This window comes from Tumebacillus sp. BK434 (assembly GCF_004340785.1).
Lineage (GTDB): Bacteria > Bacillota > Bacilli > Tumebacillales > Tumebacillaceae > Tumebacillus_A.
In genome coordinates, this window is the sequence record NZ_SLXS01000001.1 from 542,107 (window position 1) to 555,515 (window position 13,409).

Annotated in this window: 13 protein-coding genes; 11 read left to right on the plus strand and 2 right to left on the minus strand. The window is 59.8% G+C overall.

What is annotated here, in order from left to right; genetic code table 11:
* Positions 1-84: 84 nt before the first annotated feature.
* The 8 genes from EV586_RS01760 (at position 85) to EV586_RS01795 (ending at position 8,586) form a co-directional block, all read left to right on the plus strand.
* Positions 85-288 (plus strand): zinc ribbon domain-containing protein, encoded by a 204-nt coding sequence (locus EV586_RS01760; protein ID WP_132943349.1) that lies wholly within the window; start codon positions 85-87, stop codon positions 286-288.
* A 261-nt stretch (positions 289-549) separates the two neighbouring features.
* A complete protein-coding gene (gene spoVK, locus EV586_RS01765) occupies positions 550-1,449 on the plus strand; it encodes a stage V sporulation protein K (protein ID WP_243652923.1) in 900 nt (299 codons plus the stop codon).
* The gene (locus EV586_RS01770) at positions 1,409-2,017 is read left to right on the plus strand and encodes a GTPase (RefSeq protein WP_132943351.1); all 609 of its coding nucleotides are present in this window, start codon (positions 1,409-1,411) and stop codon (positions 2,015-2,017) included. Before spoVK ends, EV586_RS01770 begins: the two co-directional genes overlap by 41 nt.
* Complete coding sequence (locus EV586_RS01775; protein ID WP_132943352.1) at positions 1,998-2,606, plus strand: hypothetical protein; 609 nt, start codon at positions 1,998-2,000, stop codon at positions 2,604-2,606. The genes EV586_RS01770 and EV586_RS01775 overlap by 20 nt, the downstream gene beginning before the upstream one ends.
* The gene (locus tag EV586_RS01780; RefSeq protein ID WP_132943353.1) at positions 2,603-2,788 is read left to right on the plus strand and encodes a hypothetical protein; all 186 of its coding nucleotides are present in this window, start codon (positions 2,603-2,605) and stop codon (positions 2,786-2,788) included. The genes EV586_RS01775 and EV586_RS01780 overlap by 4 nt, the downstream gene beginning before the upstream one ends.
* 140 nt (positions 2,789-2,928) lie before the next feature.
* Complete coding sequence (locus EV586_RS01785; RefSeq protein WP_132943354.1) at positions 2,929-4,722, plus strand: condensation domain-containing protein; 1,794 nt, start codon at positions 2,929-2,931, stop codon at positions 4,720-4,722.
* A 117-nt stretch (positions 4,723-4,839) separates the two neighbouring features.
* Complete coding sequence (locus EV586_RS01790) at positions 4,840-8,013, plus strand: type I polyketide synthase (RefSeq protein WP_207893839.1); 3,174 nt, start codon at positions 4,840-4,842, stop codon at positions 8,011-8,013.
* Between the two features lie 84 nt (positions 8,014-8,097).
* Positions 8,098-8,586 carry a VUT family protein gene (locus EV586_RS01795; RefSeq protein ID WP_132943355.1) on the plus strand — a complete coding sequence of 163 codons (489 nt, stop codon included), beginning with the start codon at positions 8,098-8,100 and terminating at the stop codon, positions 8,584-8,586.
* Positions 8,587-8,736: 150 nt separating this feature from the next.
* Here EV586_RS01795 and EV586_RS01800 read toward each other — a convergent pair whose 3' ends face one another.
* The gene (locus EV586_RS01800) at positions 8,737-9,465 is read right to left on the minus strand and encodes a hypothetical protein (RefSeq protein ID WP_132943356.1); all 729 of its coding nucleotides are present in this window, start codon (positions 9,463-9,465) and stop codon (positions 8,737-8,739) included.
* A 147-nt stretch (positions 9,466-9,612) separates the two neighbouring features.
* Here EV586_RS01800 and EV586_RS01805 point away from each other — a divergent pair, with 147 nt between their 5' ends.
* On the plus strand, positions 9,613-10,836 hold the full coding sequence (locus tag EV586_RS01805; protein ID WP_165898159.1) for a glycosyltransferase: 1,224 nt from the start codon (positions 9,613-9,615) through the stop codon (positions 10,834-10,836).
* A gap of 98 nt (positions 10,837-10,934) precedes the next feature.
* Complete coding sequence (gene kynU / locus EV586_RS01810; protein ID WP_132943358.1) at positions 10,935-12,215, plus strand: kynureninase; 1,281 nt, start codon at positions 10,935-10,937, stop codon at positions 12,213-12,215.
* A 61-nt stretch (positions 12,216-12,276) separates the two neighbouring features.
* Here the strand turns inward: kynU and EV586_RS01815 are convergent, their stop codons facing one another.
* Complete coding sequence (locus EV586_RS01815; RefSeq protein WP_132943359.1) at positions 12,277-12,516, minus strand: glutaredoxin family protein; 240 nt, start codon at positions 12,514-12,516, stop codon at positions 12,277-12,279.
* 177 nt (positions 12,517-12,693) lie between these two features.
* On the opposite strand from EV586_RS01815, the gene EV586_RS01820 reads away from it, so the two are divergent.
* Positions 12,694-13,389, plus strand: coding sequence for a pirin family protein (locus tag EV586_RS01820; protein ID WP_132943360.1), 696 nt, complete (start codon positions 12,694-12,696; stop codon positions 13,387-13,389).
* Positions 13,390-13,409: the final 20 nt, after the last annotated feature.

A 13,409-nucleotide genomic window follows, 5' to 3' on the forward strand; every position in this document is an offset into this window, starting at 1 on the left:
ATCCAGTGAAGAATCTGGAAACTGCGAAACCATCAAAGCGCTGAAACGTAAAAAATAGCATTACTGGCAGGGAGTGAGAGATGGATGGGTGAAAAGGGATGTATCAAATGCGGAAGCAAAGAAGCAAAAACGAAGGAAGTCGCGATGACCGGCACAGGATTTTCCAAAATATTCGATATTCAGCACAATCAGTTTGTGGTCGTGTACTGCGTAAATTGCGGGTATTCCGAATTTTATAATAAACAGTCGTCAGCCGGGTCAAACGTTCTTGATTTCTTTTTCGGTTGATGAGGCTCATGCAAGAGAAACCGGATCACTCTCTACGTAGAGATGATCCGGTTTTTTTAGGTATTCACCCATTCCACCTTGCCTACATAGGCTATACCACATTCTCTTCAAAGCGAGGTGGAAACCAACGTGATTAAGAGCGGTCAGAAGCCGCCGCACCAACGGGACTCAGTCGATGTGATCGACCAGTACCGCAATGGCGAGGTGGCGCTGAACGAAGCATTGAGACGGCTATACGGGTCTGGAGGCACGCCTTCGGTCGTGCGCCGGGAGGGGAACCGCTCGACGCAGTCGGAGACGCAGCGCTTCCAGCAAATTTTGAACGAGCTCGATTCGATGATCGGCCTCAAACAAGTCAAGACGTTGGTCAAGGAGATCTACGCGTTTGTGCAAATTCAGCAAAAGCGCGCACAGGCGAAACTTGCCACGGAGCCGATCGTGTTGCATATGATCTTCAAAGGGAACCCGGGCACCGGCAAAACGACCGTCGCCCGCATTCTCGCCAAACTGCTGCGCGAAATGGGCGTGCTGTCCAAAGGGCATCTGGTCGAAGTCGAACGCGCCGACCTGGTCGGGGAGTACATCGGACACACGGCGCAAAAGACCCGCGATCACATCAAAAAAGCATTGGGCGGTATTATGTTTATCGACGAAGCGTATTCTCTAGCACGCGGCGGTGAAAAAGATTTTGGCAAAGAAGCCATCGATACGATGGTCAAAGGCCTGGAGGATCACAAAAATGATCTGATCATCATCCTCGCCGGGTACGGCTATGAGATGGATCTGTTCCTGCGCACCAACCCGGGCTTGCCGTCGCGCTTCCCGATCGTGGTGAACTTTGAGGACTACAGCGAATCGGAACTGATGCAGATCGCCGACACGATGCTGCGCAAGCGTGAATACAAACTGTCGCCGGAAGCGGCGAGCAAACTGCGCACCTTCCTGCGCAACTCGGTAACGCAAGGTCAGCGCAATTTTAGCAACGCCCGCATGGTGCGCAATGTCATCGAAAAAGGAATCCGTCTGCAAGCGGTGCGGCTGCTCGACGCAAGCCGCCCGTCGCGGGATGAACTGATGCGCATTGAGCCGGACGATTTGGTTTTGGGGGAGGGACTCAGACATGAGGAACTGTCTCGTGATTGGGAGAACCAACGTCGGTAAGACGATCTTCTGCATCAACTTTGCAGAATTTTTAGGTCTCCGACGCATGGAAGTGTTTTTTCAACTGCCCGACGGCACCACCCGGCAGCGCAAACTGGACCTGGTCAGCGCCCGGCACGAACTGTCCGGCACCGGCCTGCACAAGACGCGCAGCCTGCAGTCGATCCAGCTCGACCTGCCGCGCGGCAAAGGCACCCGGGCCTTTAAGCTCACCGACTCCACGGGACTGGCCGACGGCATTCACCCCGACCTCGAAATGCGCGAGGCGATGGCGCAAACGCTTCAGGAGCTGCGCCACGCCGACTGCATCCTGCACCTCGTCGACGCCAAAGAAGTCCAGCGCGCCGGCGGCCTGCAGGCGCTCGGCGAGCTCGACCTGCAGATCGCCGAAGTCGGCCAGCGCAAAAACGGCTATCTCTGCCTGGCGAACAAGACCGATCTGCCGGAAGGAAAAAGCGGCTTTCGGCTCCTGCAAAAAGAGCTGAAAGGGATGAACCTGCTGCCGATCTCCGCCCTCTACCGCCAAGGATTTCGGGAGGTGAAAGAGCATGTTTGGCGTCTGGTCTAGCCTGCTGGTCGAGTGGATCGGCATTGTGCTGGCCGGACTGACGATCAAACTGATGGATGACTGGCTGGACGTGGAATACGACCAGTGCGTCGGTCGGCACACCTTGGCGATCCGCTTGGGCCGCGCCTGTCTGCCGTACGCGCTGCTCGGATTCGGCCTGGCGACGACCTTGGCGCCGCAGGAAGCATTGGCCCTGTTTCTCGCCGCCTATGCGATCGGCATGGGCCACGACCTGCGGGAAAAAATGCCGACCAAACTGCCCGGCTGGGCGGAGTCGGTGATCGTGCTCGGCATCTCCGGCTGGGCGACGAGCATCGGCCTGACCTTGTGGGCGCTCTGCGTGATGGTGATGATTCAACTGCTCGACGACCTGATGGACCTGCAACATGATCGCCGTTCCGGTCAGAATAATCTGGCAATAAGGTTCGGATTTGTCGAAGTGACGTTGGCGATGTTTATCGCCTTGCTGGTGGCGGTGCTGCTCTCCCCGCTGAAAACGGTGCAGGTGCTGCTCGCTGCACCGCTGGTGCATATGATCATGGCGCTGTTTGGCGGGCTCGGCATTCGGAAAAGGAGGGAAGAGGCGTGACGACAGTATGGATCTCGGCGCTCGTATTGCTGCTCGCCCTCTTGGCCGGTTTTGCGTTTGGGCGGCGCAGCGGGCGCGTGGACGGCTTGCTGGAAGGGCGTGTGCTGTCGCGGATCGAGCTGCGCGAGGAGTCGCTGCGCAATGGCGCCTGCCCGATCTGTGACAAGTCGCATCTGCATTAGAGGTGAAAGGCGAGAGAAAAGGTACCCTGCACAGGGTGCCTTTTTCGTGATGTGGGCTTGAAAGAGGAAAATTGTTACTGGGGGAGAATGGAAGGGGAGAGATCTTGAGTGGCAGATGGAAAGTTGGAGGTTGTGCAGAGATGAGCGATCGATTGAAAAGAGCCCGTCTCGTCGAGCGGCTGGTGAAGGGGGCGAACACGCAGCAAGCGAAGGAAGAGCTCGCCGGGGAGATGACGTTCCGAAGTCTGGTGCTGGATGAAAGAGGGCTGGTCTCGCGCGCGAAGCTGTTGGTGATGCCGATCGAGCAGCGCGTCTCAGCTGTCCAATGGCTGCTCGGAGTGCGCCTCGCCGATGCGCTGCGCCAGCCGCAACTACGGGCGGATGCGGAGCAGTCCCTGTATGGATACGGCCTCGATTCGCTGGCGGCGGCCGAGCTCAAGCAGTGGCTGGACGAGACGTTTGGTGTCAAGATGCCTTTGGCACGGCTGTTGGAGGGTCCCTCGCTGCAGGAGCTGGCTGCGGAAGCGGCCGCAGCGATCACGCCGGGCGAGCGGCGCTTGGCCGCGAGAAGCGAACGGTATACCGACACAGAAATCCCCATGTCGCATGGGCAGCGGGCGATGTGGCGGATGCAGTGCAACGATCCGCAAAGTGCGGCGTTCCAGATCGCGAGGGCGGCAAAAGTAACCTCGGCGCTGAACGTGCCGGTCTTGCGGGATGTGGTGAAAGATCTCGTCAAGATGCACCCGCTCCTGCGTGCTTCGTTTGTGCTTCGAGACGGCGAGCCGGTGGCGGTGCTGCGGCCAGAGCCGACGATCACCTTCGTCATGCAAGGGGCGCAGTCGTGGAGCGAAGAACGGCTGCTCGAAGAAGTACGCAAGGAAGCCAACCGCCCATTCGATGTGGAAAAAGAGCCGCTGCTGCGCCTGCACGTTTACCAGACCGGCAACGAGGAGTATGTTCTGCTTTTTAACGTGCACAGGCTTGTCGCTGACTTCTGGTCGCTCGGGTTGTTGATGTTCGGACTGCAGCATGCGTACGCGGCGGCAGTTGGCGATATGGGAATTTCATTTTTCTCAACCGGAGCGGAATATGCGGATTTTGTGCAGGAGCAGGCGGAGCTCATCACCGGAGCACAAGGCGAAAAGCTGTCCCGCTACTGGGTCGCCAAGCTTGGAGGCGAAATGCCTGCGTTGAATCTGCCGACCGATCACCCACGCCGCGCCGAACGGTTCGCAGCGGGCGGAGCGGTGCCGTTCCGGCTGTCGGAAGAGCTGTCGGCACAATTGCGCAAGCAGACCGAGCGCTTGGGCGTGACGATGAACACTTTGCTGCTGGCAGCGTTTCAAGTGCTGGTGCACCGCGCTACGGGGCAGGAGGACATTCGGATCGGGTCGCCGGTCAACTTGCGGAATCCCTTGAAGTATCAAGGCGTGTTTGGTCCGTTCGACAACACGGTGGTTTTTCGGGCCGACCTGTCCGGCCAGCCTGCCTTTGCCGATTTTGTGCAGCAGGTGAAGGCGACGGTGATCGAAGGGCTGGAGCATCAGGACTACCCGTTCCCGCTGCTGATGGAAAAACTGGCTGTGGAATCTGACTCGGGCATCCCGAGCTTGTTCCAGGCGATGTTTATGTCCCCAAAAGCGCAGTTTCCCGGTCTGGAAGCTTTGGCCGGGTATGCGCTGGGCGAGGCAGGGACGTTGCTTCAGCTGATCGAACTGGAGCTGGTCGCCCTGCCGGTGGCACAGGAAGCGGTGCAGATCGATCTGGCCTTGATGATCGCCGACACTCAGACCGGTCTCGCCGGGAAGTTTGAGTACAAACGCGATCTGTTCAACACCGAGACGATCGAGCGGATGGCTGGGCAGTTTGTCCAACTGCTGGCGAGCATCGCCGAAGATGCTTCCCGCTCGGTGGCGCGCCTGCCGATGTAGGCTGCAGCGGAATCAACCCTCGACCAGTTGTCGGGGGTTTTTCTGTTAATTTGATTAAAGGAAATAACTCCAACGTGAAGTATTAAGTAGGTAACGAAGAAAAAAGGAGTGTGTCTCATGTACGAGGAGGAGACGTTGGACGGCATCGCGATCGTCGGGATGGCCGGCCGCTTTCCGGGCGCGGCCGACATCGGGCAATTTTGGCAAAACCTGCGGGACGGCGTGGAATCGGTCAGTTGGCTGTCGGAGGAAGAGCTGCTGCGGGCCGGGCGCGATCCGGAGCTGGTCACCGATCCGCAGTATGTCAAAGCGGCGGCGATGCTCGACGGCGTCGACCTGTTCGATGCGGCCTTTTTCGGCTACAACCCGCGCGAGGCGGAGACGATCGACCCGCAGCAGCGCCTCTTTTTGGAGACGGCGTGGACGGCGCTGGAGCATGCCGGGTATCAGGCGGAAGCGTATGACGGGCTGATCTCGGTGTTCGCCGGGGCCGGAATGAACCGCTATCTGCTCTACAACCTTGCGCCGAACAGGGCGCTGGTCAAAGCGCTGGGCGAGGCACAGATGATGATCGGCAATGACAAAGACTTTCTCGCTACCCGCACGGCCTACAAATTAAACCTGAAAGGCGCGGCGGTCGGCGTGCAGACCGCCTGCTCGTCGTCGCTGGTCGCCGTGCACATGGCCTGCCAGAGCCTGCTCAGCCGGGAATGCGACATGGCGCTGGCCGGGGGCGTGACGATCGCCGTGCCGCAAGAGAACGGCTATCTGTACCACGAAGGCGGGATCGCTTCGGATGACGGACACACACGGACGTTTGACGCCAAGGCGAAAGGGACCGTGTTCGGCAGCGGCCTTGGCATCGTCGTCGTCAAACGTCTGGATGACGCGGTGGCGGACGGCGACACGATCTATGCGGTGATCAAAGGATCGGCGATCAACAATGACGGCTCGCAAAAAGTCAGCTACACCGCTCCGAGCATCGAAGGGCAGGTCGGTGTGATCTCGGAAGCTTTGGCGATCGGCGGGGTGGAGCCGGAGACAGTCAGTTACATCGAAGCGCACGGCACGGCGACGCCGCTCGGCGATCCGATCGAGATCGCATCGCTGACCAAAGTGTTCCGCGCCACGACCGACCGGACGCAGTACTGCGCCATCGGGTCGGTGAAGTCGAACGTGGGGCACCTGGACATCGCAGCAGGGGTAACAGGCCTGATCAAAACGACGCTCGCCTTGCAGCACAAAGAGCTGCCGCCGAGCCTGCATTTTGAGACGGCGAACCCGGCGATCGACTTTGGCGGCAGTCCGTTCTATGTGAATACGAAGTTGCGGGAGTGGAAGACGGACGGGCCGCGCCGTGCGGGCGTCAGTTCGTTTGGTTTTGGCGGGACGAACGCGCACGTGGTGCTGGAAGAAGCGCCGGAGCCGGAACCGTCCGGCCTGTCGCGGGAGTGGCAACTGCTGATCTTGTCGGCGAAGACGGAGACGGCGCTGCAGGCGGCAACGGAGCGGCTGGCGGCGCATCTGCAGGCGACGGAGCAGGAGCTGGCCGACGTGGCGTACACGCTGCAGCGGGGGCGCAAAGCGTTTGCTCACCGCCGGATCGTCGTCTGCCAGGACGGGGCGGAGGCGGCAGACTTGCTTTTGTCCCGTGATCCGAAGCGGGTACTGACCAGCGTGCGGCCGGAAGGGGCTGGAAAGCGCCCCGTGGCGTTTTTGTTCTCCGGCACGGGGAGCCAGTATGTGAACATGGCGCGGGATCTGTATGAGACGGAGCCTTTGTTCCATGAGGAAGTGAACTTCTGCTGCGAGCGATTGGCACCTTTGCTCGGGTTGGATCTGCGCGAGTTGCTCTACCCGGAGGAAGGCGGGGAGGAGCAGGCGGCTGTGCGGCTGAAGCGGACGAAGTATGCGCAGCCGGCGATCTTTGTGATCGAGTATGCGATGGCGAAACTGCTGCAGGAGTGGGGGATCGCGCCCGCTGCGATGCTCGGGCATAGCTTGGGCGAATACGTGGCGGCCTGCCTGGCCGGGGTGTTCTCACTGGAAGCGGCGCTACTGCTGGTCGCGAAGCGGGCGCAAATGATCGAAGAGCTGCCGACGGGCGGCATGCTGGCGGTGCATCTGGGGGAAAAAGAGCTCTTGGCGCATCTGGCCAAGCGGGGCGGCGCGGTCGGGCTGGCTGCTGTGAACGGGCCGGCGCTGTGTGTCGTATCCGGGCCGTCGCAAGCGATGGTGCAGCTGCGGCTGGAACTAGAGGCGATGGAGGTCGTCTGCAAGACGGTGCATACGACGCATGCGTTCCATTCGGCGATGGTCGAGCCGATGATGGGGCAATTTGCGGAGCTGGTGGGGGCGGTAGAGCGGCATGCGCCGACAGTTCCGTATGTCTCGAATGTGACCGGGACGTGGATCACGGCGGAGGAGGCGCGCGATCCGCAATACTGGGCGCGCCATCTGCGCGAGGCGGTGCGATTTGCCGACGGTGTGCAGGTGCTGAATCAGGAGCAGGATGTGATCCTGCTCGAAGTGGGGCCGGGCAAGGCGCTGGCGTCGTTTGCGCTCTCGGTCCAGCCGGAGCACAATCCGGGGCGGGCGGTGCTGACCACGATCCGCCATGTGCAGGAGGAGCAATCTGACATCGCGTTTTTGCTGAGCGCCTTGGGGCGGATGTGGCTGCTCGGCGCCGAGGTGGACTGGCAAGCGTTCAGCGCCGACGAAACGAGACGCCGCGTGCCCTTGCCGACCTACCCCTTCGAAAGCAAACGCTATTGGATCGAGCCGCCTGTGCAGGCGTATGCTTCCGACTGGAAGCCCACAGCCCGCCGCATTCGAGTGAAGCGGACGCCACAGCTGAACACAGGGCAACCAGAATCCCACTCGTTGGAACAGCAATCGCAATCAAACGCGCAATCAAACTCGCACCGTCAGCCGGAACGCCAGTTGCAGCCATTCACCTTCGCCGCTCATCCGCGCCCAAACGTGCTGACCCCGTACGTCGCGCCGGGAAATAAGGCGGAGCGGACGATCGCTATGTTCTGGCAGGAGCTGCTCGGCATCGAGGGCGTCGGCGTCCACGACGACTTCTTCGAGCTCGGCGGCAACTCGCTTTTGGCGACGAAGCTGACCGCGCGCCTGCGCGGGGCATATCGCGTCGAGGTGCCATTGCGGGTGATCTTCGATGCGGCCACCGTGCAGGACCAGACCTATCTCGTGGAGGACCTGATCATCGATCAGTTGGAAGCGATGGACGACGAAAAGGCGCGCTCTTTGTCAGTTTCGCGCGAATAATCTAATTTCCACGGAAATGCGCAAACACGTCTATAATAGGGAAAGAGGAAAAGCTTGACCTGTTTTTGGAGGTGTCTGTGCAACATGTATTTAGTACTTCTTTATCTGGCAGCCGTTGTGGCGGCCAACCTGTCTGTCGCGTATTTCGGACCTTCGTCCACGATCATAAACGCGTTTCTGTTCATCGGGCTCGACATCACGACACGCGATGCTTTGCACGAGCGCTGGCAAGGACGCAGGCTGTGGCTGAACATGGGGCTGCTCGTCTTGGTCGGCTCGATCATCTCCTACCTGTTCAACCGCGATGCCGCACAGATCGCCATCGCATCGTTTGCGGCGTTTGCTTTGTCCAATATCGCGGACACAGTGGTGTACCACCTGCTGCGCCGCTATCCGAAGTTCGTCAAGATCAACGGTTCCAACGTTGCATCGGCGGCGGTCGATTCGATCACTTTCCCGACCATCGCCTTCGGAGTGTTCATCCCGTGGGTGGTCGCGGGGCAGTTCTTGGCCAAAGTGCTGGGCGGCTACGTCTGGTCGCTGATCTTAGTACGGAAAAAAGGGAGACCTTAAGAGGTCTCCTGTTTTTGTTCGGCCAGCTCCTTGCGCCCTAGAGCCGGTTCAGCAGCCCGGTGTCGATCCGGTTGGTGTCGATGTTGCAGGCCGTGCCTTTGATGCCGAACTGCAATAAAGAAAAACTGCTGTGTCGAAGGACGCAGCAGTTTAGGTTGCTTCACGGTTACGCAAGCGTTTGATGTAGTAGAGGGCGCTCATGAGAAACGCACCGGCGCCGGCGAGGATCAGCCAGGTCTGGCCTGGGTCATACCACATGCGGACTTTGTACCAGAAGAGAGGCAGCTTCAGCCAGTCGAGGAAGCTGAACGCCTCCTCGTCGCCGGTGGCGAGGACGTACTTGCCGGTGTTGCCCGCCGGGTCGTAGACGGCGATGTAGTACGTGCCGGGCTCCAGCGTTTTCGACAGCAGTTGGCGCTGGAGCAGGCTGGTCTGGGTGAACGGCTCGAAAAAAGCATCCTGCTCGCCGTTCCAGAGCAAGATGGCGCGGCCGAGGTCTTTGGGCAGGTCCAGCGGGTAATTCGGCGGCTCGTTGGTGGTCGCCAGGCCAGGGCCAAACACGACGAACGCCGGGGTGAACGTTTGCGCGGCGGGCTGGTCGGGCACGGAGATGCGGGCGTAGAACGGCGCTTTCTCGGTCAGCGTGACTTTGTAGACGTCGACCGCACCGCGCTTTTGCAACGCACCGTACATGGCATACGACACTTTCGGGTCGGGGATCTCAAATGCCTGCTCGTAGCCGCCGATCGCGCGCTCGACAAAAAGCGGCTTGTGCGCCATTGCCGAGGTAGGCAGGAACAAGGCGGCGATGAGCAGGGCGAGCGCATAAAGGATGAGATGAGAGCGCTGCGGCAAAAAGCGGGAGCCGTTACGTTTCATCAGGACAATCACCTCCTTGTACCAGACATATGCGGGAGGAGCAGGGGACAGACGGGTTTTTGCAAGAATTGTCGGAGGACTGCAGATAAGGTAAGATGGAAGCAGTTCTCGTTTCGTGAACTTTACATAGAGATTGGTGGTTGGTTCATGTCGAAAAAAATGCTGATGGTCTCCTACTACGCTCCGCCGATTTTGAACGCAGAGTCGATTTTGGTAGCGAAGACGTTGAAATTTTTAGCGGGGCACTATGAAGTCGACTTGCTGACGGTGGGCGATGAGACCGATTTTAAAGACGATCCGTTTTTGCTGGAAGAGATGGGGGCGCAGGTCAAGGCGATCCGCGTCGCCAATCCCAAGCCGACGTCGCGGGTGATGCGCAAGCTGTACCGCGAAGCGGTGGCGCGGCTGTCGGCGCTCGACAATCCGCTCTGGCTGCGCGGGGCGAAGAAAGCGCTGCAGGGGCTGGACGGGAAGTATGACGTGCTGTACAGCCGCTCGCAGCCGGGAGCGAGCCATGTCGTGGCGCTGGAAGCGAAGGCGCGCCTGGGCCTGCCTTGGGTGGCGCAGTTCAGCGACCCGTGGGGGCACAACCCGTACCATCTTTTGCACGGGAAGACGAAAGAGGTGGTCGGCCGCCTCGAGCGGCAGGTGATCGAGCAGGCGGACCACTTGATCTTCCCGACGCTGGAGATGCGCGACTTGTATGCGGAGGTCTATCCGAACGCAGGTGTTGCGGAGCGCTCGACCGTGTTGCCGCATCATTTTGACGCGGCGTTGTATCGCGGCGATGATGCCGGGCCGGGTGACGGCAAGATCGTGATGTCGTACATCGGTGATTTCTACGGGTTGCGCTCGCCGGCGCCGCTGGTAAAAGGTCTGACCTTGCTGAAGGAAAAGCGTCCCGACTTGGTAGCGCGTCTGGAGCTGCAGGTGGTGGGGAATGTGGAGCGAACGTTCCATCCCCTGCTGGAAGAGGCGGAACGTTCCCTCGGCCTGCGCGTGAACCGGGTCGGGCAGGTGCCGTTCCGCCGAAGCTTGGAACTGATGGCCGCAAGCGACCTGCTGTTGCTGGTCGATGCGCCAAGTGACGTCAATCTGTTCCTGTCGTCGAAGCTGATCGACTACTTGGGCGCGTACCGCCCGATCCTCGGGATCACGTCGACAAAAGGCACCGCCGGACGGCTGTTGCAAGACTACGGTTGGCAGGTGCATCACCCGGATGACGTGGCGGGCATCACCGCCGCGCTGGAAACATACCTCAGCGAGCTCCCGCAGTTGCAGGAGCAGGCGCGCCGGATGGAGATCGACCGCTTCCGCTCGGAAAGCGTCGTCAGCGAGCTGGTCAAGATCTGCGAGCAGGTCATGCGTTAGTTTTACGGGAGTCGCAACGGCTCGCGCAAGGTGTTCGTTGAGCCGGACGTGTGTTGAACTTGGGTCTGAAGTGAAGTCAGGGAGAGGAGCCGGTGGTCATGCGTGAGGAATTGACGTTGGAGTATGCGTTGCAGATGGATGCAGCGGATGAGTTGAAGGCGTTCCGGGAGCGGTTCTATCTGCAGCCGGGGACGATCTATCTGGATGGGAACTCGCTGGGGCTGATGTCGAAGGAAGCGGAGCAGGCGGCGCTGCAGGTGCTGAACGACTGGAAGACGCTCGGCATCGAAGGGTGGATGGATGCGGAGCAGCCGTGGTTTTATCTGGCCGAAGAGCTGGGGCGGTTGCAGGCGGAGCTCGTCGGGGCCAAGCCGGAGGAAGTGGTCGTCACCGGCTCGACGACGGTCAACCTGCACAATCTGGTCGCGACCTTTTTCGCGCCGCAGGGCAAGCGCACCAAGATACTCGCCGACGAGCTGAACTTCCCGTCCGACATCTATGCGCTGCAAAGCCAACTGTTCCAGAAAGGCCTCGATCCCGCTGCGCATCTTGTACAGGTGAAGAGCCGCGACGGGCGGATGATCGACGAAGACGACATCATCGCCGCGATGACCGACGAGATCGCCCTCATCGTGCTGCCCGCTGTGCTGTACCGCTCAGGGCAATTGCTCGACATCGAAAAACTGACCCGTGCCGCTCATGAACGGAACATTCTGATCGGCTTCGACTGCTGCCACTCGATCGGCGCGGTGCCGCATCAGTTCTCCCGGCACGGAGTGGATTTTGCCTTCTGGTGCAACTACAAATACGTAAACGGCGGCCCCGGCTCGGCGGCCGGCCTGTATGTGAACGAGCGCCATTTCGGCAGACGCCCCGGCTTGAGCGGCTGGTTTGGCTATCGCAAGGATAAGCAGTTCGACATGGTGCACGACTTCGAAGGCGCACCGTCGGCCGGCGCCTGGCAGATCGGCACGCCTCATCTGCTCAGCACCGCACCGATCCTTGGCTCCCTGCGCATCTTCCACGAGGCGGGCATCGAGCGCCTGCGGGCCAAGTCGCTGCGCCAGACCGGCTTTTTTATGAAGCTGGTCGAGGAATTACTCCCTGCCGCGCTCGGCTATTCGCTCGGCAACCCGCGCGCAGCGGAGCGCCGCGGCGGGCATATCTCGTTGGAGCATGCTGAAGCCGTGCGCATTTGCAAAGCGCTGAAAGCGCGCGGCATCGTGCCCGACTTCCGCGCACCGAACGTGGTGCGGCTCGCCCCGGTGGCGCTGTACAACACGTTTGAAGAGATCTGGCAGACCGTGCAGGCGCTCAAAGCGATCGTAGAACATAAAGAATATGAACAATTTGAACTGGGACGTAACGTCGTGGCTTGAGTTGCGGCCAGATCGACAGAAAAGGCACCTCGCAGCGCGCGAAGTGCCTTTTTGCTGAGCCTTACAGAGCGTCCCAAGCGGATTTGATCTTGCCTTGGTCGTAGCCCATGATCACTTCGTCGCCGACGAGGAAGACCGGAGTGGCAGCAGCGCCGAGGTTGATCAGATCTTGCAGGTGCTTGTCGTCTTTGCGGATGTCGCGGTCTTCGAACGGGATGTTGCTGTTGGTCATCCATGCTTTCGCTTCAAAGCAGGGCGGGCAGGTCGGTTGGGTGTAGATGATGATCTTTTTGTCAGCCATGTTGTGTCAGCTCCAAACGTTGTTTTTCTCTATCATACGCGCCGGACGCATCTGATTCTGTAAGCGGGCAGACGAAAATTCGCTATGGTTTTTGTTAGGATGATCACATTCGGGGGAAAATATGTTGTGCTAGAATAAGTTTCGAAAATAAAGCGAGTTACCAGGGAGGAAATCAACATGGCGATGCAAGTGATCCCGGCCGAGCAGCGGTATCATTCGAAAATCGATTGGCTGGAGAGCTACTGGCATTTTTCGTTCGACCATTACTATGATCCGAACAACATGAACTTCGGCAATCTGCGCGTGTTTAACGAAGACTGGATTCAGCCGAACCGCGGCTTTGGCATGCATCCGCACCGCGACATGGAGATCGTGACGTTTGTCGTGTCGGGGGAAGTGACGCATGAAGACTCGATGGGAAACAAAGGCGTGATCAAAGCGGGCGAAGTGCAGCGCATGACCGCCGGTACCGGGGTGTTTCACTCCGAGTACAATAACTCGCCGGACACGGTGGTGCACCTGCTGCAGATGTGGGTGATCCCGAACGAGGCCGGCTTGACCCCGTCGTGGGAGCAAAAGTCGTTTCGCGGCGAGGAGCGCAAAAACGTCTGGCTGCCGGTCGTGTCGGGCACGCCGAAAGGGGAAGCGCTCAGCATCCATCAGGACGTGACGTTTAACGTGGCCTCGCTCGATGCGGATCATACGCTTGAAGCTGAACTGAACGGCCGTCCGGCCTATCTGTTCGTCATCGGCGGCTCAGTGAAGATGGGCGATACGACCTTGTCCGCAGGTGATCAGGTGAAGATGGTCGAAGAAGACCGTCTCGTGCTGGAAGCCGGTACGGACAGCGAAATGATTCTGATCGAGTTGTAATTGCAAAAAAGGGAGGCTGC

Excerpts from the sequence above, each read along its gene's own strand:
- EV586_RS01760 (WP_132943349.1), top strand. The coding sequence starts at position 85 with ATGGGTGAAAAGGGATGTATCAAATGCGGAAGCAAAGAAGCAAAAACG.
- EV586_RS01770 (WP_132943351.1), top strand. The coding sequence starts at position 1,409 with ATGAGGAACTGTCTCGTGATTGGGAGAACCAACGTCGGTAAGACGATC.
- EV586_RS01775 (WP_132943352.1), top strand. The coding sequence starts at position 1,998 with ATGTTTGGCGTCTGGTCTAGCCTGCTGGTCGAGTGGATCGGCATTGTG.
- EV586_RS01785 (WP_132943354.1), top strand. The coding sequence starts at position 2,929 with ATGAGCGATCGATTGAAAAGAGCCCGTCTCGTCGAGCGGCTGGTGAAG.
- EV586_RS01790 (WP_207893839.1), top strand. The coding sequence starts at position 4,840 with ATGTACGAGGAGGAGACGTTGGACGGCATCGCGATCGTCGGGATGGCC.
- EV586_RS01795 (WP_132943355.1), top strand. The coding sequence starts at position 8,098 with ATGTATTTAGTACTTCTTTATCTGGCAGCCGTTGTGGCGGCCAACCTG.
- EV586_RS01800 (WP_132943356.1), bottom strand. The coding sequence starts at position 9,465 with ATGAAACGTAACGGCTCCCGCTTTTTGCCGCAGCGCTCTCATCTCATC.
- EV586_RS01805 (WP_165898159.1), top strand. The coding sequence starts at position 9,613 with ATGTCGAAAAAAATGCTGATGGTCTCCTACTACGCTCCGCCGATTTTG.
- kynU (WP_132943358.1), top strand. The coding sequence starts at position 10,935 with ATGCGTGAGGAATTGACGTTGGAGTATGCGTTGCAGATGGATGCAGCG.
- EV586_RS01815 (WP_132943359.1), bottom strand. The coding sequence starts at position 12,516 with ATGGCTGACAAAAAGATCATCATCTACACCCAACCGACCTGCCCGCCC.
- EV586_RS01820 (WP_132943360.1), top strand. The coding sequence starts at position 12,694 with ATGGCGATGCAAGTGATCCCGGCCGAGCAGCGGTATCATTCGAAAATC.